Source organism: Sorangium sp. So ce836, assembly GCF_028553905.1.
Classification (GTDB): Bacteria; Myxococcota_A; Polyangia; order Polyangiales; family Polyangiaceae; genus Sorangium; species Sorangium cellulosum_D.
Genome location: NZ_CP102233.1, coordinates 7,549,395 through 7,569,308, shown reverse-complemented (window position 1 = coordinate 7,569,308; position 19,914 = coordinate 7,549,395). Strand labels below are relative to the sequence as shown.

General features: G+C 73.7%; 14 protein-coding genes. 6 read left to right on the top strand and 8 right to left on the bottom strand.

Annotated elements, in window-relative coordinates:
* Nucleotides 1-68 precede the first annotated feature (68 nt).
* The 4 genes from NQZ70_RS27165 (at nucleotide 69) to NQZ70_RS27150 (ending at nucleotide 6,067) form a co-directional block, all read left to right on the top strand.
* Nucleotides 69-1,079 (top strand): NAD(P)-dependent alcohol dehydrogenase, encoded by a 1,011-nt coding sequence (locus NQZ70_RS27165; RefSeq protein ID WP_129576805.1) that lies wholly within the window; start codon nucleotides 69-71, stop codon nucleotides 1,077-1,079.
* 127 nt (nucleotides 1,080-1,206) lie between these two features.
* On the top strand, nucleotides 1,207-2,322 hold the full coding sequence (nagZ, locus tag NQZ70_RS27160; protein WP_129576804.1) for a beta-N-acetylhexosaminidase: 1,116 nt from the start codon (nucleotides 1,207-1,209) through the stop codon (nucleotides 2,320-2,322).
* Between the two features lie 180 nt (nucleotides 2,323-2,502).
* Nucleotides 2,503-3,660, top strand: a complete 1,158-nt coding sequence (hutI, locus tag NQZ70_RS27155) for an imidazolonepropionase (protein ID WP_237244098.1) — start codon at nucleotides 2,503-2,505, stop codon at nucleotides 3,658-3,660.
* 55 nt (nucleotides 3,661-3,715) lie between these two features.
* Entirely contained in the window at nucleotides 3,716-6,067 is a 2,352-nt protein-coding gene (locus NQZ70_RS27150) for a Tex family protein (RefSeq protein WP_129576803.1), read from the top strand.
* Nucleotides 6,068-6,158: 91 nt separating this feature from the next.
* On the opposite strand, the gene NQZ70_RS27145 is transcribed toward NQZ70_RS27150, so the two are convergent.
* Nucleotides 6,159-7,133, bottom strand: coding sequence for an alpha/beta fold hydrolase (locus tag NQZ70_RS27145; protein WP_237244097.1), 975 nt, complete (start codon nucleotides 7,131-7,133; stop codon nucleotides 6,159-6,161).
* A 621-nt stretch (nucleotides 7,134-7,754) separates the two neighbouring features.
* On the opposite strand from NQZ70_RS27145, the gene NQZ70_RS27140 reads away from it, so the two are divergent.
* Nucleotides 7,755-8,771 (top strand): formin, encoded by a 1,017-nt coding sequence (locus tag NQZ70_RS27140; RefSeq protein WP_129576802.1) that lies wholly within the window; start codon nucleotides 7,755-7,757, stop codon nucleotides 8,769-8,771.
* Nucleotides 8,772-9,032: 261 nt separating this feature from the next.
* On the opposite strand, the gene NQZ70_RS27135 is transcribed toward NQZ70_RS27140, so the two are convergent.
* From NQZ70_RS27135 to gatC, 7 genes are all read right to left on the bottom strand, one after another.
* Nucleotides 9,033-10,325 carry a hemolysin family protein gene (locus tag NQZ70_RS27135; RefSeq protein WP_129576801.1) on the bottom strand — a complete coding sequence of 431 codons (1,293 nt, stop codon included), beginning with the start codon at nucleotides 10,323-10,325 and terminating at the stop codon, nucleotides 9,033-9,035.
* Between the two features lie 216 nt (nucleotides 10,326-10,541).
* Entirely contained in the window at nucleotides 10,542-11,693 is a 1,152-nt protein-coding gene (locus NQZ70_RS27130; protein ID WP_237244096.1) for a tRNA pseudouridine(55) synthase TruB, read from the bottom strand.
* Nucleotides 11,690-12,985 carry a lysophospholipid acyltransferase family protein gene (locus NQZ70_RS27125; protein ID WP_129576800.1) on the bottom strand — a complete coding sequence of 432 codons (1,296 nt, stop codon included), beginning with the start codon at nucleotides 12,983-12,985 and terminating at the stop codon, nucleotides 11,690-11,692. The genes NQZ70_RS27130 and NQZ70_RS27125 overlap by 4 nt, the downstream gene beginning before the upstream one ends.
* 20 nt (nucleotides 12,986-13,005) lie before the next feature.
* Nucleotides 13,006-14,178: an NAD-dependent epimerase/dehydratase family protein gene (locus NQZ70_RS27120; protein ID WP_129576799.1), complete on the bottom strand. Its 1,173-nt coding sequence runs from the start codon at nucleotides 14,176-14,178 to the stop codon at nucleotides 13,006-13,008.
* Nucleotides 14,179-14,271: 93 nt separating this feature from the next.
* Nucleotides 14,272-14,868, bottom strand: a complete 597-nt coding sequence (locus NQZ70_RS27115) for a GNAT family N-acetyltransferase (protein WP_237244095.1) — start codon at nucleotides 14,866-14,868, stop codon at nucleotides 14,272-14,274.
* Nucleotides 14,869-14,885: 17 nt separating this feature from the next.
* Nucleotides 14,886-16,427: an Asp-tRNA(Asn)/Glu-tRNA(Gln) amidotransferase subunit GatA gene (gatA, locus tag NQZ70_RS27110; protein ID WP_129576797.1), complete on the bottom strand. Its 1,542-nt coding sequence runs from the start codon at nucleotides 16,425-16,427 to the stop codon at nucleotides 14,886-14,888.
* Between the two features lie 5 nt (nucleotides 16,428-16,432).
* Nucleotides 16,433-16,744, bottom strand: a complete 312-nt coding sequence (gene gatC / locus NQZ70_RS27105; protein WP_020737093.1) for an Asp-tRNA(Asn)/Glu-tRNA(Gln) amidotransferase subunit GatC — start codon at nucleotides 16,742-16,744, stop codon at nucleotides 16,433-16,435.
* Between the two features lie 203 nt (nucleotides 16,745-16,947).
* On the opposite strand from gatC, the gene NQZ70_RS27100 reads away from it, so the two are divergent.
* Nucleotides 16,948-19,755, top strand: a complete 2,808-nt coding sequence (locus NQZ70_RS27100; protein WP_165374187.1) for a hypothetical protein — start codon at nucleotides 16,948-16,950, stop codon at nucleotides 19,753-19,755.
* The last annotated feature ends 159 nt before the right edge of the window (nucleotides 19,756-19,914 follow it).

Genomic DNA, 19,914 nt, shown 5'->3' with positions numbered 1-19,914 from the left:
GCGTTGCCTCTCGCGTTGACCGAGTCCAGCCCTCATGAGATAGCCACCTCCGCTCAAGGAGGATCCGCATGAAAGCGTTCGCCATTCAGGGTTCGTTCGGCCTCGACGCGCTCCGCCCGATGGACCTTCCGGATCCGAAGCCCGGTCCCGGGCAGATCGTCCTCCGGATGAAGGCCGCGTCGCTCAACTACCGCGATCTGCTCGTGACGAAGGGCCTCTACAACCCGAAGTTCTCGCTGCCGCTCGTCCCGCTCTCCGATGGGGTCGGCGAGGTGATCGACGCGGGGGAGGGGGTGACGCGGGTGAAGGTCGGCGATCGCGTGTCCCCGATCTTCCACCAGCGCTGGATCGACGGGGAGATCTCCTGGGCCAAGACGAAGGGGGCGCTCGGCGGGGAGCTGCCCGGGGTGCTCGCGGAGCAGGTGCTCGTGGATCAGGAGGGGGTCGTCGCGGTCCCGCCGCACCTCACGGACGAGGAGGCGGCGACGCTGCCGTGCGCCGCGGTGACCGCCTGGAACGCGCTCTTCGCGTCGAGCCACATCAAGGCGGGGGACACGGTGCTCGTGCAGGGGACGGGCGGCGTCTCGATCCTCGCGCTCCAGCTCGCCCGGCTCGCGGGCGCCCGCGTCATCGTCACCTCGAGCAGCGATGAGAAGCTCGAGCGCGCGCGGTCGCTCGGCGCGTCGGAGACCATCAATTACCGCGCGACGCCCGACTGGGACACGCAGGCGCTCGCGCTCACCGGCGGCGCGGGGGTGGATCACGTGATCGAGGTGGGCGGCGAGGGCACGATCGCCCGGTCGCTCCGCGCGGTGCGGATCGGCGGGCGCGTGAGCCTCATCGGCGTGCTCTCGGGCGGCGCGCCGGCGCTCAACCTGTTCCCCTTCCTGATGAAGCAGATCACCGCTCAGGGCATCTTCGTCGGCTCGCGCGCGATGTTCGAGGACATGAACCGTGCGATCGCGGCGGGCGGCCTCCGGCCGGTCGTCGACCGGGTGTTCCCCTTCACCGAGATCCGGCAGGCGCTCGATCACATGGCGAGCGGCGGACACTTCGGCAAGATCGCGCTCCGGTTCTGACGGGGCCGGCCGCGGCGCGGGGCTCCCGGCCGGCGCGCGCCTCAAAAGTGGCCTCGTCGGCCCGAGTCGTTTACGAACGGACGCTGCGGCCAGCCACGCGCCTGCGCCGCGCGAGAGGTGGTGGACGGTGCAGCTCGATCTGGCGCTCGAGGTCCTGTGTGGTCAGCTCATCGTGGGCGGTTTCGACGGCGCCGAGCCGCCGCTCCGGTACCTCCGGGCGCTCGTCGAGGGGCGGAGGGGCGGCGCGATCCTGTTCCGGCGCAACGTCCCCGACATGGCCGCCACGCTGCGGCTCTCCGCGGCGCTCGCCGCGGCGTGCGGCCCGGATCGGCCTCCCTTCCTCGGCATCGATCAGGAGGGGGGCCGCGTCACGCGGCTCCCCGCGCCGTTCTTGAAGCTGCCGCCGATGCGCTCGCTCGGCGATCTCATGGATCTCCCGCTGCTGCGCCGCGCGGCGCGCGCCGTCGCGGCCGAGCTCCGGGCCGCCGGCATCAACCTGAACTTCGCCCCCGTGCTCGACGTCGACTCGAACCCCGCGAACCCGATCATCGGCGATCGCGCGTTCGGCCGCGACCCGCGCGCCGCCGCGGAGGGCGGCGTCGCGTTCCTGGAGGGGCTCCAGGAGGAGCGCGTGCTCGCGTGCGGCAAGCACTTCCCGGGGCACGGCGACACCGCGCTCGACAGCCACCTCGCGCTCCCGACCATCGCCCACGGCCGCGGCCGCCTCGAGGAGATCGAGCTGCCGCCGTTCCGCGCCGCCTGCCGCGCCGGGGTCGCGTCGCTGATGACGGCGCACATCGTCGTCGAGGCGCTCGATCCGGGCGTGCCGGCGACGCTCTCCCGCGCCGTCTGCACCGGCCTCCTGCGCGGCGAGATCGGCTTTCAGGGCGTGCTCTTCTCGGACGACCTCGAGATGGCCGCGATCGCGGCGCACCATCCGGTCGAGGAGGCCGCCACCGCGGCGATCGAGGCGGGCTGCGACGCGCTGCTCGTCTGCAAGGACGAGGACTTGCAGGATCGCGCGCACGAGGCGCTCGTGCGTAGGGCCGAGCGCGATCCGCGCTTTCGCGAGCGCTGCGCCGAGGCGGCCGGCCGCTGCCTCGAGCTGCGCCGGCGGTGCCCGCCGCGGCCGGTCGACTCGCCCGAGGCGCTCGCCGAGGTCGTCGGCGGGCCCGCGTCGCGGGCGGTGCTCGCGGACATCGAGCGGGCGCAGGCCGCGCTCGCGGCCGGGGCGGCCACGTGACCGCGCCGCCAGGGGGCGCGCCGGCGGGGCCGCGCCGGCGGGGCCGCGCCGGCGGGGCCCGCGCCGCCGGGGCCCGCACCGCCGGAGCTCGCGCGGCGCCCCGATTGCGCCTTCGCCATCGTCGCGCGCCGGCTCGTCACGTGCGACCCGTCCCGCGCCTCGGCCGGCGACCCGCTCGGGGTGATCGAGGACGCCGCGATCGTCGTGCGGGGCGGCGCCATCGAGGCGGTCGGGCCGCGGCGCGAGGTGCTGCGGCCCGAGGCCGGCGTGCCGGTCGCGATCGATGCCGCGGGGGTCGTCACGCCCGGGCTCGTCGACGGCCACACGCACGCGCCCTGGGTCGGCTCGCGGGACGCGGAGTACGCGGTCCGCATGGCCGGGGGCGACTACGAGGCGATCGCCGCGGCGGGCGGGGGCATCGTCGCGAGCATGCGCGCGGTGCGCGCCGCGACGGCCGGCGAGCTCGCCGGGGCGCTCCGCGCCCGCCTCCGCCGGATGGCGGCGCTCGGCGTGACCGCCGTGGAGGCAAAGAGCGGCTACGGCCTCGACGAGGCCTCGGAGCGCAAGCAGCTCGAGGCGGTCGCCGAGGCGGGGAGGGACGCGCGCCTGCCCCGCGTCGTGCCGACGTACCTCGCCCTGCACGCGCTGCCGCCGGAGGCCGGCGGCGATCGCGCCGCCTACGCCGGCGTCGTCGCGCGCTCCTGGCTGCCCGCGATCGCCGCGGCCGGCCTCGCGCGCTACGTCGACGCCTACATCGACCGGAGCGCGTTCTCGGTCGCCGAGGCGCGGCCGGTGCTGGAGCGGGCGCGCGCGCTCGGGCTCGGCGTGCGCGTGCACGTCGGGCAGTTCGCGGACGTGGGCGGCGCCGAGCTCGCGGCCGATCTCGGCGCCGCGTCGGCGGATCACCTCGAGCACGTCGCGCCGGCGGGCATCGCGGCGCTCGCCCGGGCGGGCGTGGCCGCCGCGCTCTTGCCGGTGGCGAGCTTCACGCTGCGGCAGGAGCCGCCGCCGGTCGCCGCGCTCCGGGCCGCCGGCGTCCCGATGATCGTCGGCAGCGACGCGAACCCCGGCACGGCGCCGACCGAGAGCCTCCCGCTCGCGCTCGCGCTCGCGGTGCGCCTCTACGGCCTCACGGTCGCCGAGGCGATCCTGGGCGCGACGCGCGAGGCGGCGGCCGCGCTCGGCCTCGCCGGCGTGTGCGGCGCCGTGCGGCCGGGCTTCCGCGCCGATCTCGCCGTCTGGGACCTGCCGCACGAGAACGCGATCGTGCAACCCTGGGGCGCGCCGCGCGCCCTGGCCGTGCTGCGCGACGGCGAGGTCATCGCGGCGGCCGGGTGAGGCGGCCCGCAAGTCAAGCCTGGACGCGCGTGCACCCTGCGCGTATGCCGCGCCCATGACTGAGACGCAGAGCCCTGTCGCTGTCCCGAGCCGCACGGACGGCTCGTTCGATCCCGTCCCGCTCCTCGCCGAGGAGCTGAGCCTCCCGCGCCAGGGGGTCTCGGCGGTGGCCAAGCTGCTCGCCGAGGGGGCGACGGTGCCGTTCATCGCCCGCTACCGCAAGGAAGCGACCGGCGGGCTCGACGAGGTGCAGATCCGCGCGATCGAGGAGCGCCGCGCCTACCTCCTCGAGCTCGAGGAGCGCCGCGCCACGGTGCTCGCGGAGATCCAGAAGCAGGGCAAGCTGAGCGACGCGCTCGCGTCGAAGATCCGCGCCTGCCGCACCAAGGCCGAGCTCGAGGACCTCTACCTGCCCTTCAAGCCGAAGCGCCGCACGCGCGCGATCATCGCGAAGGAGCGGGGGCTCGAGCCGCTCGCGGATCGCATCTGGTCGCAGGTGGAGGACGGCAGCCCCGAGGAGGAGGCCCGCGCCTTCGTCAGCGCCGAGAAGGAGGTCCCCGACACGGCGGCCGCCCTCGCCGGCGCGCGCGACATCTGCGCCGAGCGCATCGCCGAGCACGCCGACGTGCGCAAGCTGGTCCGCGACGCCTACGCGAAGGAGGGCGTCATCAAGGTCCAGAAGAACGAGGAGCACGAGGGCAAGCAGACGAAGTTCGACATGTACGCGAGCTTCGAGGAGCCCGTCGCGAACATCCCCTCGCACCGCTACCTCGCCATCCGCCGCGGCGAGGCCGAGGGCGTGCTCCGCGCCGCGATCGAGCTCGCGCCCGAGCCGCTCGTCCCGCCCATCCACGCGGCGGTGGGGCTGAAGCCGAAATCGCCGTGGGCCGGCGAGCTGACGAAGGCCGCGGACGACGCCGTGAAGCGGCTCCTGCTCCCGGCGGTGCAGAGCGACGTGCGCGTCGACCTCAAGATGCAGGCCGACCGCGCCGCGGTCGAGGTCTTCGCCCAGAACCTCCGCGAGCTCCTCCTCGCCGCGCCGTTCGGCACGAAGGCGGTGCTCGGCATCGACCCGGGCCAGCGCACCGGCTGCAAGTGCGCCGTCGTCGACGAGACCGGCAAGCTCCTCGAGCACACGACGATCTACCTGGTCGGCAGCAGCGACGCGCTCGAGCGCGCGCGGCAGGACCTGCGCCGCATCTGCCGCAAGTACCCGCTCCGCGCGGTCGCGGTGGGCAACGGCACGCACGGCCGCGAGACCGAGGCGTTCGCGAAGGACGTGCTCGCGTCGGAGGGCTTGAAGGAGATGTTCTGCGTCCCGGTGAGCGAGGCGGGCGCGAGCGTCTACTCGGCGAGCGAGGTCGCGCGCGAGGAGTTCCCCGACCTCGATCTCACGGTGCGCGGCGCGATCAGCATCGCCCGGCGGCTGCAGGATCCGCTCGCGGAGCTCGTGAAGGTCGATCCGAAGAGCATCGGCGTCGGCCAGTACCAGCACGACGTCTACCAGGGCCTGCTCGCGCGGAAGCTCGACGAGGTGGTGGAGAGCTGCGTCAACCTGGTCGGCGTCGAGCTCAACACCGCGAGCGCCCCGCTGCTCGCCCGCGTCGCCGGCATCGGCCCGAGCCTCGCGAAGAAGATCGTGGCCCACCGCGACCTGCACGGCGCGTTCAAGAGCCGCAAGGGGCTGCTCGACGTGGCCGGCGTCGGCCCGCGGACGTTCGAGCAGGCGGCGGGCTTCCTCCGGGTGCGGGGAGGGGAGCACCCGCTCGACGCGAGCGCGGTGCACCCGGAGCGCTACGGCCTCGTCGAGCGCATCGCGACGGATCTCGGCGTGCCGGTCGGGTCGCTCATCGGCGACACGGCGGCGATCGCGCGGATCGATCCCAAGAAGTACCAGTCCGGCGACGTCGGCTCGTTCACGCTGAACGACATCCTGAGCGAGCTGAAGAAGCCCGGGCGCGACCCGCGCGCCACGTTCGAGCCGCCGAAGTTCCGCGACGACGTGCGGACGATGGAGGATCTCAAGCCGGGCATGGAGCTCGAGGGTGTGGTGACGAACGTGACGGCGTTCGGCGCCTTCGTCGACATCGGCGTCCATCAGGACGGCCTCGTGCACGTCTCGCAGCTCGCGGATCGGTTCGTGAAGGATCCGAACGAGGTCGCGAAGGTCGGCGAGAAGATCAAGGTGCGGGTGCTGGAGGTCGACCTCGTGCGCAAGCGCATCTCGCTGACGGCGAAGAAGGGCGGCGCCCCTGCCGGCGCGCGTCCCCAGGCGGGCGGCCCGCCTGCCGGCGACGCGCGCGGCCGCAACGACGGCCGCAAGCCGGCCCAGGGGCAAGGGAAGGGGCAGGGCGGCTCGGCCGGGGGATTCCGGAACAATCCGTTTGCGGATCTGCTGCGGAAGTAAGAGGCGAGCCCCCGCCGGTATCCGTCTTCCGTCTTCCGTCCCCCGTCTTCCGTGCTCCTCTTCGTGCGCGTGCGCGTACGCGTACGCGTACCTAGAACCCGTGATCCGCGAAGAACCGCTCGATCCGGAGCGAGACGAGCTCCGGAAACTCGAGCGCGGTCGTATGGGTCCCTCCGCGGACCACGAGGATCTCGGCCAGCGGAATCCGCCGCGCCATCGACTGGACCAGCGCCCGGGGCGTGAACGCGTCGCGGTCGCCGGTGATGAGCAGCGTCGGGACGTCGACGTGCTCGAGCACCTCCTCGGCGTCGTGCGTCCCCAGCGCGCGCAGGTTCTGGAGGAACGCTTCCAGGTCCACGCCGCCGAACGGCTCCACCAGCTCCGCAAACACCTCGCTGTCGAGCGTCTTCCCGAGCATCCCCAGCCGCCTCAACCACGGCACGGCGTCCGCCTGGCCGATCGTGCGGCGCGTCATGCGGCTCGCGGCCGTGTGAGCGCGCGCGGCGAGCGCCACGAGCGGCGGGAACAGCCGCCCGAGGCCCGGCAGCGGCCCCATCGTTTCGAGCGGCGGGCGATGCGTTCCGTTCAGCAGGACCAGGTTCGCGGCGAACCCCGGCAGCCGGCGGAACGCCTCCAGCGCGACCTGGACACCCATGCTCCACGCCATGAGCGAGCCGTGCCGGACCCCTTCGGCCTCGAGGATCGCCTCCAGGTCGCGGACGTGGCGCGCGACAGCGTAGGCGTCCGGAGCGTCCGGCGACGGGCGCTTCGAGGCGTACATCCCGCGGTAGTCCCACGTGATGAAGCGGTACTGGTCGGCGAGGTACTCGATCTGCGCCCGCCAGGCGAGGTAGGGCCCGCCGAGCCCGTTGACGAGGACCACCGACTTCGCCCCTTCGAACGGCGGCGGCGTCACCCGGTAGGCGAGGTCGGTTCCATCAAAGCTCGTCACCCGGCGGGTTTCCATCCGGAGCGGCGGTCGTCGCGGCGGCGATGCCTGCCGGTCCTCGCCGGGGGAAGAAGGGGGCGGCGCTTGCCGACCCCCGCCGAACTTGAACGAGACCATGCGCCCCTGCTTCCTACCCGGTCCCTCCGCGGAGGGCCATGCTGCCGATGACCGCCTGCGTCACGGTCGGGAGAGGCCTCACCCCCCGGCGAGCGCGCTGCCGCGGATCGCGGCGGCGGCGCGGTGTCGCGCGGCGGCGGAGCGGCCTGGCGATCGCCTGCCGAAACACATCCCGCGCCAGCGTCGCCATCGCGTTGACATTCCAGGCGGCGCGCCGCTAACGTGCCCGGCGGGTCGTCCGCTCGCCCGGCGCTCCCGTTGTGTTGCTGATCTTTTCCTGCCCGCTCCCATATCGGTCCGCTGGAGGCCGGCCCGTGTCACCTCCTGTCGCCGCTCGCGCGGGAGCAGCTCCGGTTCGGGCCGTGGTGGGTCGGTTCCCTCGGGCGGGCTGGAAGTTTCAGGGCGAAGTGGTGCAGCGATCCCGTCCCCGAGGAGCCGATGGCTGAAGAAAAGAAGAAGAGCAAAATCGATCTGAAGGCTCGGCTTGGCAAAACGTCGATAGGCGGGGCACCGGGAGCGGCCGTCCCCCTCCCCGTGCCTGGCCCGCAGCCCGGATCGGGGCCGCCGCCCGACGGGAGCCCGGTCCCGGGTGGCGTGCCCTCGCCGAGCGCGCGGCCGCCGATGCCGTCCGTGGGAGGCATCGCGCCCCCGCCGGGCATCTCTCCAGGCATCCCGCTGCCTCCGTTCGCGGCGCAGCCGCGCCCCGTGATCCAGACGCCCCCGCCGAAGCCGACGGCGGCCGCGCAGACCATCAAGGTCGAGGTCGGCGAGGAGGTCGAGCAGGAGCGCCGGAAGGCCTCGAAGAAGACGGCGCTCTACGCGAGCCTCGCGGCGGTGGTCGGCATCGCCGTGGGCTTCGCGATCGGCGGCGCGAAGGAGCGCGGCGATCGCGGCAAGGCCGCCGTCGAGGGCGCCGCGGCGCTCGAGAAGGACGTGCGCGCCGCGAACGACAAGATGCAGGAGCTGAACAAGAAGCTCGAGGACGCCGCCGCGCAGCTCGCGCAGAAGACGTTCCCCGCGCAGCTCACGACCGAGCTCGGCGCGATCAACGTCCCGTTCGACGCCACCAACCTGGAGGGGAAGCAGATCGGCAGCCTCCCGGGCCGGGTGATGCGCTCGCTGCTCGCCTACACCACGTCCGTCCAGGATCTCAACAAGACCAAGGACAGCCTCAAGAACCTGCTCGCGGCGGCGCAGGGTCCCGTCGAGAAGTCGTGGAAGGAGGCGGACGAGCCGGTGGTGAACTTCTCGGTGGTCTTCCGCCGGGACGGCGACAAGACGCTGGCCGAGCTCGTTCCGAACAAGGCGCCGTTCCCGTTCGGCAAGGACTGGCCGGCGAAGTACACGGTGACCCGCCTCGAGCGGACGCAGCAGGGCCTGAAGCCCGCCGAGAAGGAGGCCACCCGCTGGACGAAGGGCGATCTCGCCGGCGGCGATCTGCAGGTCCTTCCGGTCGATCCCCAGTCCGTGGCTGCCTTCACGAGCGAGCAGATCGTCTTCAAGCTGCGCAGCGCGATGATCGACGTCCGCCAGCTCCTCGAGGGCAACAAGGACAACCCCGCCACCGAGACGCCCGGCCTCATCAAAGAGGGCGACGATCTCGCGAACGAGCTCCGCAAAATCTCCCTCGCCCGCTGAGCGACGCGCGCCCGCTTCGGATACGGGCCCATCTCGGCGTTTTCGGTGCTCGGCGTACGAGAGTACGCCTGTGCGCCGAAAACGCCGATCTGGGCCCGTCTCCTGTGCGGGCGCGCGCCGCTCGGCCGCGGCAGATCGGAAGTACGGCAGAAAGCCGGGCGGCTCGGCAAGGCCGCTCCCGTGCGACGGCCGCCGATTCAAGCCATCCGTACGGATCGACTCGACCGCTTCAGGCCGTCCGTCCGGTCGGACTCGGCCGCTTCAGGCCGCCCCGCCGGCGCCCATCGCTCGCGGACGGACGATCTCCACCTTGCCGATGTGACGCTCGTCGCTGTCCCGCACGATGAAGCGCAACCCGAACTTGCTCACGGCCGTGCCCACCTCGGGCACCTTGCCCACATGCTGTGTGAGCATGCCGCCGAGCGACTCGTACTTCCCCTCGCGGTCGAGCTCCGCGCCCAGGTACGCCGAGAGATCGCTCATCGACACGGCCGCGTCGGCGACCAGACGGCCGTCGCCGAGATCCTGGATCGCCGCCCCGTCGTCCGTTTCGTCGTGCTCGTCCCGGATGTCGCCCACGATCTCCTCGAGCACGTCCTCCAGGGTGACAATCCCGGACATCCCGCCAAATTCGTCGACCACGATGGCGAGGTGCTGTCGCCGGCTCTTCATCTCCCGCAGCAGCGAGGAGAGCGGCTGCGACTCGGCGACGAAGTTGGCAGGGCTCCGCGTGATCTCCCGGAGCGTCGTGTTCTTGAGCCGCCGCTCCTCGAGGACCTTGAACAGGTCCTTCGCGTAGAGAAGACCAGCGATGTTGTCGATCTGATCCTTGTACACCGGATACCGGGAGTGACCGCTCTCGGTCACGATCTCCAGCACCTTCTCGAGCGGAGTGGAGATCTCGATCGCCTCGACCTTGGACCGCGGCACCATGACGTCCCGCGCCGTGCGATCGGCGAACTCGAGCACATTCCGGATCATCTCCGCCGGTTCTCGCCCGAACAGGCCAGAGCGCTCGACCTCATCGACCAGGATCTCGACCTCCGCCTCGGCGACCCGCGGATCCGACGGCTGCTCCCCCTCCCGCGGCCCCAGCCTGGAGCCGATCCAGCCGAGCGGCACGGCGAGCGGCAGCATCGCGATCTCCAGCGGGCGCAAGAAGCGGACCGCCATCGACGCCGCTCGATCGGCGTGCTTGCGGCCCAGCGTCGAGCTCACCTCGTACAGGGCCCCGCTGACGACGATCGTCGTCGCCAGCCCAAGCACCAGGGCCACCTCGGGGAAGCTCCGACGGAAGAAGAGGTCGAAGCAGGCGGCGGTCAGGCTGGTCGATACGACCCAGCCGAGCAGGTAACGGGAGCGAAGCTTGGCGTCTTCTTGACGAATCCGCTCGTAGGCGGCCTTCGTGGGGCCCGTCGACTGCTCAATCAGCGCGCCGAGCCTCGTCGCGCTCAGCGTCGTCAGTGCGGTGTCGGCGCCGACGAACAGCGAGCCAAGTACAGCGGAGAGAACTGCAGCGCCGAGCGCTGGCAATGGAACGATATCGGGACTCAAACCGAGGCTCCTAACGGACGAATCGTAACGGAACAGGCGAGGGGAGCGCAACCGGACCCGGGCGCGAAATCTCAGGAGATGACGGATCCTCGCGCATTCTCCGGACTCAATGCAAGACAGACTCCCAGGCTCGGCCGTCTGCGCCGAGCTCGTCCAATGACATGATCCGTGGATCTGCCGAAGTCCAGGGAATTGCCCTCTCCTGTAGTTTTTCCCCTACCGAGCGGCATTTCCACGGACATCGGCCGTCTCAGAAAAACCGCGCAGGACGGAAAATCGGGGCTCGGGCAGCGCAGGCGAGCTCTCGACGCCCTCGGTGTCGGCGCCCTCGGCGGCCACCGGGGCGCCGAGCGCGACGACGCGTCCGTCCGGATCGAGCCAGACAGCGGGGCCAGGTTGCGCAGGAGCCAGGGAGAAGTCGGCGCCGGTGAGCGGCTGTCCGAGGCGGGCGCGCCGCGCTCCGTCCTCGGTCAGGCGGGCGACGGGGAGGCTCTCGGCGGCGGCCTCGGCGAGCGGGCGCAGGGAAGCCCGCAGCGCGTCGGCGCCGGCGTCGAGGGGCACCGCCCGCGCCACGGTGAAGGCGCCGCTCGCGGCGCGGCGGAGCGCGGACAGGTGCGCGGGCACGCCGAGGTGCGCGCCGAGGTCGCGCGCCAGCGAGCGCACGTAGTAGCCCTTGCTCACCTCGAGCTCGAGGTCGAGGGTGGCGACCGCGTCGGGCGCGCCGCGGCCGCCGCGCGAGGCGCCGGAGACCGCGAGCGACCGGACCTCGACGGCCCGCGCCGCCAGCTCGACCGCCTGGCCGGCGCGCGCGAGGGCATAGCTGCGCTGCCCCGCGACCTTGATGGCCGAGTAGGCGGGCGGCGTCTGCTCCCGCCGCGACAGCTCCGCGTCGAGCGCCGCCGCGATGCGCGGCGCCGCCGCCGCGAGCGCCTCGGCGCCGGGGGGGCCGCCCGCCCCGGCGAGCGCGCCGAGTTCCGCGTCGAGCCACGCCGGAAGCGGCTGCGCCGCCGTGACCTCCCCGTCGGCGTCGAGGGTGTCCGTCCCGACGCCGAGGACGACCCGCGCCGTGTAGCGCTTGTCCTGCGCCGTCAGGTACGGGGCGAGCTTGGTGGCCTCGCCGACGAGCGCCACGAGGACGCCGGACGCCATCGGGTCGAGCGTGCCGGCGTGCCCGATGCGCTTCACCCCGAGGGCGCGGCGCAGCCGGGCCACGACGTCGTGGCTGGTGGGACCGCGCGGCTTGTCGATCACCAGCACGCCGTCGGGGCGCGGCCTCCCGGTCGCCGCCCGTTCGGGCGCGGGGGGCGGAGCCGCCTCCGTGGCGTGCTCGGGCATCGGTGGAGGAGCCGCCGGCGACGCCTGCTTCATCCGAACCAGATCGACTTCCGGGTGGCCAGGGTCTCGTCGAGGAGCCCCTGGATGGTCGCGCGCACCCGCTCGGCGAGGCGCCGCACCAGGATCTGGTCGTCCGCCGCCTCGGGGCCGTAGGCGTCGAACCGCACCGGCTCGGCCATGCGGATCTTCCACTTGGTGGGCGCGGGCACGAGGCCCAGCGGCCCGAGCGCGGGGAACGTGGGGGTGATCGGCAGGTACGGGATGCCGAGCGCGCGCGTGACGTGCTCGACCCGGTAGAAGAGCGGGTTCGTCTCCTCGGCCCCCACGATGGCGCACGGGACGAGCGGCGTGCGCGTGCGCAGGCAGAGCCGGATGAACCCGCCGCGACCGAACCGCTGGAGCTGGTAGCGGTCCTTGTAGAGCTTGCCGCTGCCCTTGGCCCCCTCCGGGAACACCGCGACGAGCCGCTCGCCCGCGAGCAGCCGCTCGGCGTTCTCCGGGCAGGCCCGCACGGCGCCGAGCCGGTTCATGATCGTGCCGGCGAACGGCAGGTAGTACACGAAGTCGTCGGCCAGCCAGCGGAGCTCCCGGCGCGCAGGGTGCTCGCGCCGCACCGCGGCCCGCAGCATGAGCCCGTCGTACGGGATGGGACCGCCCGAGTGGTTCGACACCATGAGGCACCGCCCCTCGCCGGGGATGTGCTCGACGCCCTGGAGATCGATCCGGAAGTAGTGCCGGTACAGGAAGTCGAAGAGCGGCCTGTACCGGGCCTCGTACTTGGGATCGAAGCCGAACTCGTCGACCTCCTCCGAGCGGCTGCGCAGGCCGGCGCGACCCCACTGCCGCAGGTAGAAATCGGTCGACAGGACGTCTCGCGCGGTCCCGGGCTCGGACAGCGGCGGCTCGCTGGCGTAACATGCGTAACCGCCGTGGCCGCCGTAACCGCCGCGAGCGGCGTGCGCCGCGGGCGCGCCGCCCTCGCGGGGGCTCCTCTCGGTCTCGGGCCCGCCCGCGGCCCCGCCGCTCGCGTCCTGCGAGGCGCTCCCGGCGAGCACGCCCTTGAGCCGCGCCTCGAGCTCCCGGATCTGGCGCTGCAGCTCCTCGGCCGTCACCGGCACGACCGGGGCGTGCGCCTCGGAGGAGTGCGTCTCGCGGTCGTCCGAGGGCTCCGTCGGGCCGATCGGCGCCAGGTACCTGGTCTCGTCCTCCTCGACGTCGATGCTCGGCACGACCGGCATCGACCCCGGCCGCTCCGAGCGCTTCCGCGTCGACGCCGGCGGCCCGTTCACTGCTCCCTTGCGCTCTCGATCGTGCTCCGTGCCCATGCCCTACCCCCCGAGCCGCCTCACGCGGGTGTCTCCTGCAGGAGCCGCACGTCCCGCAGCCGCTGCGCGCTGATGTAATCGAGGAGCGCCTCGCGCGTGGTGTAGACCGGCCGGAACCCCATGACCCGCGCCGCCTTCTCGCCGTCCGCCACGCACACGTAGCGCAGGTAGCGCAGGAAGCTGGGCGGCGCGATCGCCGCGTGCGCGGCCCAGAGGGCGGCGACGAGCGGGCCCGCCGCGCTGTGCAGCACCGGGAAGGGCGTCCGGCCCGCGAGGCGCACGATCGTGGAGACCGGCAACACGCCGTCGCCCACGATGTTGAACGTCCCCGGGAAATCGCCGTCGATGGCGAGCTTGAACGCGGCGATCGCGTCGACCTCGTGGATGAACTGCCACAGCGGGTCGAAGCCGAGCATCGTCATGACCAGCCGCCGCGCCAGGTACCGGGTGAGGTAGTTCTGGACGGTCGGCCCGAGGATCGGCGCGGTCCGCAGGATGGTGACGGTCGTGCCCTTGGCCTTCGCACCGAAGGCGTTGAACTCCCGCTCGGCGGCCATCTTGTCCGCGAAGAAGCGCTCGTCCGGATCGGCGCGGAGCGGGTGCTTCTCCGTGAGGAAGTTGGGGTTGGTCGGGTGCGCGCCGTAAAGGATCGTCTGGCTCCAGAGGATCAGCTTGCGCAGGCTCGCCTGGCGCGCGCCGTGGAGCAGGTGCATCGTGCCCACCGACTCGAGCTCGTGCGCCCAGGCCGTCGCCGGGGTCGGCGACGAGAGGAAGCAGAGGTGGACGAGCGTGTCCACCTGCTCGGCCGCGAGCACCTCGGCGACGCGCTCCTCCGAGGCAGGCGCCGTGAGGTCGACCGAGTGCAAGCGCAGCTTGGAGCCGCCCGTGTCCGGCGGCTTGATGTCGATGGCCACCACGCGGGCGATGCCGGGGTCCTCCTCGAGGATCCCGATGAGGTTGCGCCCGAGGAAGGACGCGGCACCGGTGAGGGCGACGACCCGGCCCCGCGGCCGCGACGACGCCTGCCGGCTGAGCGGCGAGGCCTCGGCGGACGCCGGCGCCGCGGGCTCGCCGGGGCCGCTCGCCGCCGCGCCCGCGCCGGGGGCGGGCGCGGCGCGGTCCACGCCGGCAAAGGAGCTCTGCTCGGCAAGATCGTTGGCCGGAGCGTCGGGGTGCTCGGACGGGGGAGCCATGCGCGCGGGCGCGACACTACCTGGTCGGCCGGCGCGCGCAAGCGCAGCGCGACCGGAGGCGGGCCTCGCCGCCAGATCCGCGCCGCGGCGACGTCACAGCGTCCGGCGGAGGACCGGATACGGATCGAACGCGTGCACCTCGACGAATCCGTTCCGCGTGAACGCGGAGACCGGGCCGGTCCATAGCTCCTCGTCGCTCACCGGCTCCCGCGGGCGGCGGGGCAGGGCCTCGAGGGCGCGTGCGCCCCAGGCGGGCGCGAGCTCCACCGCGCCGGCGACGAGCGCGGTCGCGACGCCTTGCCGGCGATGGCGCGGGTGCACGACGGCGCATCCGATCAGGAAGACGCCGGCGCGATCGCCCGCGAAGCACGGCAGCCCCCGGTACAGGCGGCGCTCGTAGGCCTTCGCCACGGCCGCGGCGGGCGCGACCTTGAGCCACCCGACCACGTCCGTCGCGCCGTGCGCGAGCGCCACGACGCCGCGCGCCTCGTCGCTGCCCGCGGCGAGCGCCGCGGCGAACTCCCGGCGGTTCTCGCCCTGGCCGTCCGAGCACCGCGCGAGCCACTCGTTGTTGGTGCCCCCGAAGTGGTAGTAGCGGCAGTAGCAAGGCGTGCCGGCGGCCTCGAAGAGCGCCTCGAGCCCGGCCAGGTGCTCCGGGCCGGCCGCCGCCACCGCGATCGCGGAGCTCACCCTCGCGCCCCCCTCCGTCACGCGACCGGCGCGCGCAGCCCGCGCACCGGAGAGATCTGCTCCCACGCGTAGGCCGCCCTGCAGAGCCGCGCCTCCTCCAGCGCCGGCGCGATGAGCTGCAGGCCGACGGGCAGCGGAGGCCCGCCGTCGGGGGCCGGCGCGGTCGCGCACGGGACGCTGATCGCGGGCAGCCCCGCCATGCTGGCGGGCAGCGTGTAGACGTCGGCCAGGTACATCGACAGCGGGTCGTCGACGCGCTCGCCGAGCCGGAACGCGACCGTCGGCGAGACCGGCGCCGCGATGAGGTCGACCTCGCGGAAGGCCTCGTCGAAATCGCGCCGGATGAGCGTCCTGACCTTCTGCGCGCGCAGGTAGTACGCGTCGTAGTAGCCCGCGGAGAGCACGTATGTGCCGAGCAGGATGCGGCGCTTCACCTCCCGGCCGAACCCCTCGCCGCGCGTGCCGCCGTAGAGGCCCTGGAGGTCCGCCTTCCCGCCGCGCTCGCCCTCGACGCGCAGCCCGAAGCGCACGCCGTCGAAGCGCGCCAGGTTGGACGACGCCTCGGCGGTCGCGACGATGTAATAGGCCGCCACGGCGTAGCGCGTGTGCGGCAGGTGCACGGGCCTCACCTCGCAGCCGAGCCCGCGCAGGCCCTCGATCGCCGCGCGCACCTTCGCCTCGACCTGCTTGTCGATGCCCTTCGCGAAGTACTCCTCGGGCACGCCGATGCGCAGGCCCGCGACGTCGCGGCCGCACGCGCCCTCGTACGCGCCCACCGGCGCGTCGAGGCTCGTCGCGTCGCGCGGATCGCGGCCCGAGATCACCTCGAGCAGCCGCGCGGCGCCCTTCACGTCCTGCGCGAACGGGCCGATCTGGTCGAGGCTCGAGGCGAACGCGATGAGGCCGTAGCGGGAGACGCGGCCGTACGTCGGCTTGACGCCGACGACGCCGGTGAGGCTCGCCGGCTGGCGGATGGAGCCGCCCGTGTCCGAGCCGAGCGAGCCGGGCGTCATCCCCGCCGCCACCGCGACCGCGCTGCCGCCGGACGACCCGCCGGGGATGCGCGTCCGGTCCCACGGGTTCTTCACCGGGCCGAAGGCGCTGTTCTCGTTCGACGAGCCCATCGCGAACTCGTCCATGTTGCACTTGCCCGGCAGGATCGCGCCGGCCTCGCGGAGGCGGGCGACGACCGTGGCGTCGTACGGCGGGCGGTACCCGCGCGCCGGATCGAGCGCCTTCGACGCGCCGCCGGACGGCGCCCGCGTGAGGATCTTCGAGCCGGCGGTCGTCGGCGCGCCCTCGGTGCAGAGCGCGTCCTTGAGCCCGATCGGCACGCCGGCGAGCGGGCCGAGCGCCTCGCCGCGCGCGCGCCTCGCGTCGAGCGCGCGCGCGGCCTCGAGGGCCTGCTCCCCTTGCACGGTGAGGAACGCGCCGAGCGCGCCGTCGCGCTGCTCGATGCGCGCGAGCGCGGCCCGGGCCACCTCCTCGGCGCTCACCTCGCCGCGCTGCACGAGCGCCGCGAGCTCCGGGATCGATCGATCGAGGATCGCTGTGTCCATCGGCCTCACCCCTCGTCCACGAACGCCGGCACGGCGAACCCGTCGTCCTCGACCCGCGGCGCCTCCCGCAGGGCCACCTCGCGCGGCAGGCTCGGCGCCTCCTCGTCGGCGCGGAGCGGCAGCCGCTCGATCTGCACGTGCGCCGTCGGCGGCACCGCCGAGACGTCGAGCTCCTCGAGCTGCCGGACGTAGCTGAGGATGTTTCCGAGATCACCGGTGAGGCGTTCCATTTCCTCGGCGGAGAGATCGAGGTGAGCGAGGCGCGCGATCGTCAGCGCCTCATCGCGGCGGAGAGGGGGCGAGTCAGCGTTCGACATGGCGAGCGCCCGATGTAGCACCGCCGGTTCCGCGGACGCTAGCGCCGGACGCATGAGCGGCGCTCCGCGGGCGCCCCCCCGAAGCGCCGCGCCGCGGGCGCCCCCCGAATCTGGCCGCGGTACAAAAACGGTGATAACGGCGGGCTCTCGCGCGCCCTCGGCCGCTCGGGCAGGAGCCCCGGCCCTCCGCGCGTTGTAGGCGAATGCAGTCCCCGAATACGCCCCCCCTGCGCCGAGAGCGCATCGGCATCATCGTCCTCTGCGCGGCCGCGGCCGCGGCGATGGCGCCCGACGTGGGCGGAGGCGCTCGGGACCGATCGGCCGCGCTCGCCGCGGAGCTCGCGGAGCAGGGCATCGCCGCCGCGTCCGGCGACGTGGTGTGGGTGGACCCGCCGCGCGAAGGTTTCCGGCCGCTCGGCGCCCGGGCGCGCGCCGTCGCGCGCGGCGCCGTCCGGGGGGAGCCCACCGACCTCTACCTCGTCGACACGCGGCTCTCGCCCGAGGGGGTCCTGCTCGACGTCTCTGGCATCCACAACCTCACGGAGACGAGCGGCGCGGACGAGTCGAAGCCCGTGCTCCGCCGCGAGGCGCTCGCGTACGTCTCGCGCCCGCTGATCGAGGCGGCGTCGCCCACGGTGCACGTGCTCGACCTCGACGGACAGGCGCCCCCGGGCGGCGCCGACTGGTCGCCGCTCGAGCGGCTCCAGCACGCCATCACCAGCTGGCAGACGACCGGCCGGCTGCGCGGGATCGGCCGCCGGACGTTCGTGATCGACCCCGCCCGCAGCGAGGGCCCCGCCGCGGAGGACCCCGGCGCGGGCGGCGCGGAGGACCCCGCCGCGGAGGGCCGCGGCGCTGGAGCGCCCGACGAGGGCCGCCGCCCCGCGAGCGCGGTCGACGTCGCGGTCGCGCTGGAGGGCGACGGCGAGGTCGTCGTCCGCGCGGGCGGCCGCGAGGCGCGCCTGCCGCTGCGCGGCGCGGACGCGCCGCTGCCCGCGTGGATCCGCGCCGAATCGTTCGAGATCGCGCGGCCTGGGAACCTCGTCACCTGGGCGGTCGACCGGGTGCGCCTCGTGATCGGCGACGCGGCGATGCAGACGGTCAAGGCCGTGGCGTTCACGGCGCTCGACTTCGTCCTCCGCAACAAGGAGGCGGTGACCGGCGACACGGGCGCCGAGGACATCGCCGCGGATCTCGGCCAGACCGCGCTGGATCCGCCGGTCCGCCAGATCCCGATCGATCCCGAGATCGGCTGGCCGCCCGCGCCGCTCGAGCCCTGGGTCACGCCGGCGCTGCCCGGGGAGGGGCAGTGGAAGCCGCAGGGCGGCGACGCCTTCGTCCGCAAGCTCGACGGGCTCCCGCCGGCGTTCATGACCACGTTCATCCGGGCGGATCGCTCCCGCAAGGCGACGCGCGTCTACATCGCGCTCTGGGATCCGCGGCAGGTGGAGCTCCACATGATGGCGGGCACGGTGGAGCCCAAGGGCGCGACGGGCGAGGCGGGGCCGGGGCTCATCCCGCGCACGCCCGAGGTCATGAAGCGCGTGGTCGCCGCGTCGAACGCGGGCTTCCAGGCGATGCACGGCGAGTTCGGCATGATGGCCGACGGGGTGATGTACCTGCCGCCGAAGCCCTACGCCGCCACCGTGGCGGTCCGGCGCGACGGCAGCACGCTCTTCGGGACGTGGTCGGAGGACGAGACCGTCCCCGAGTGGATGCTCTCGTACCGCCAGAACATGACGGTCATGGTCCAGGACGAGAAGTGGAATCCGTTCGGGCGCACGTGGTGGGGGGGCACGCCGCCCGGCTGGGCCGACAAGACGCACACGGTCAGGACCGGCATCTGCCTGACCCGGGAGCGCTTCGTCGCGTATTTCTACGGCGCCGACGTGAGCCCGGAGGCGCTGTCCCAGGCGATGATCCAGGCCCGCTGCTCCTACGGGATCGCGCTCGACATGAACGCGGGCCACAGCGGGCTCGAGTTCTACCACGTGGCCCCGAGCGGCGAGCTGCCCGCGCTGGGGCGCCCGCTCCAGGGCGAATGGGAGGCGGAGGGAGACGTCTCGGGGCTCTCGGGCTACCGGTTCCGCGGCCGCCGGCTCATCCGCGGCATGGGCCTGATGAACTTCCCCCGTTACATCCGGCGGGAGGCGCGCGATTTCTTCTACATGACGCTGCGGCACCTCTTGCCGGGGCCGCCGCTCGCGCCGCGCGCCGCGCCGGCCGAGGCGGGGGAGGGCGTCTGGCGCACCCAGGGGCTCCCGCAGCACGGCTTCCCGTACGCGCTCGCGATCACCGAGATCCGCCCCGATCCCGCGCGGCCCGGCGTGCGCCTGCGGGTGCTCAAGGTCGACCCGCGGACCGTCGCGGCCGCACCGCTGAGCGAGCCCGGGGCGCCCCCGCCGGCCGGGGCGGGCGCGGTCGTGGCGGTGCTCGGCGACGGCGGCTCGGCGCCCGGCGCGGGCCAGGGCGGGGCGTCGAGCATCTGGCACTCGGCCGGGGCGTTCTCGGCCTCGCCGACCCCGCCGGTGCGCGGCGCGGTCCGGATCGCGACGGGGGCCGACAGCAGCGCGGGGGCCGTGGCCGCGCTGGGGGTCAACGACGAGGACGGGATGCTGATCTACGTCGAGCGGGCCGCGGCCGGCCCGCCCGGCGCGCCGGACGCCGCGCTGTCGCCGGACGCCTCGGCGCCGCCCCCGACGCGCGTGGATCCGCGCGATGCGAAGCTGCTCCAGGACTTCCTGGCGGGGCTCGGGTGCTCCTCGCGGATCTATCTCGCCCGGCCGCTCTCGGTGGCCCTCGGCGGCGATACAGATCTTGCCGGCGCCGCCGTCCACGCGCCGTCGGGCCCGCGCGCCGTCCGGCTCACCCGCGCCGAGGCGCCCGGCGCGGGCCGGATGTTCGAGTCCACACCCATCGTTCCGCACAGCGTCTGGTATCCGCTCCAGCAGAAGCGCGTTCGATACTTCAAAAAGCCGAAGAAAGAGGAAACCGCGGACGGCGACCACTGAGCGTGGCGGCGCCTGGATCCTCGCCTGGGATGCAGTAGGCGCTTGTGCGTTGGCGGTCCGAGGGATTAGAAACAGGGGGTCGGTGCATCGTTTGCCGTTCTTCGGAGCTTGCGACCTCTCGGCGCGGATCGGCGTGGGCTCGCTGGCGGAGGTCGCGTG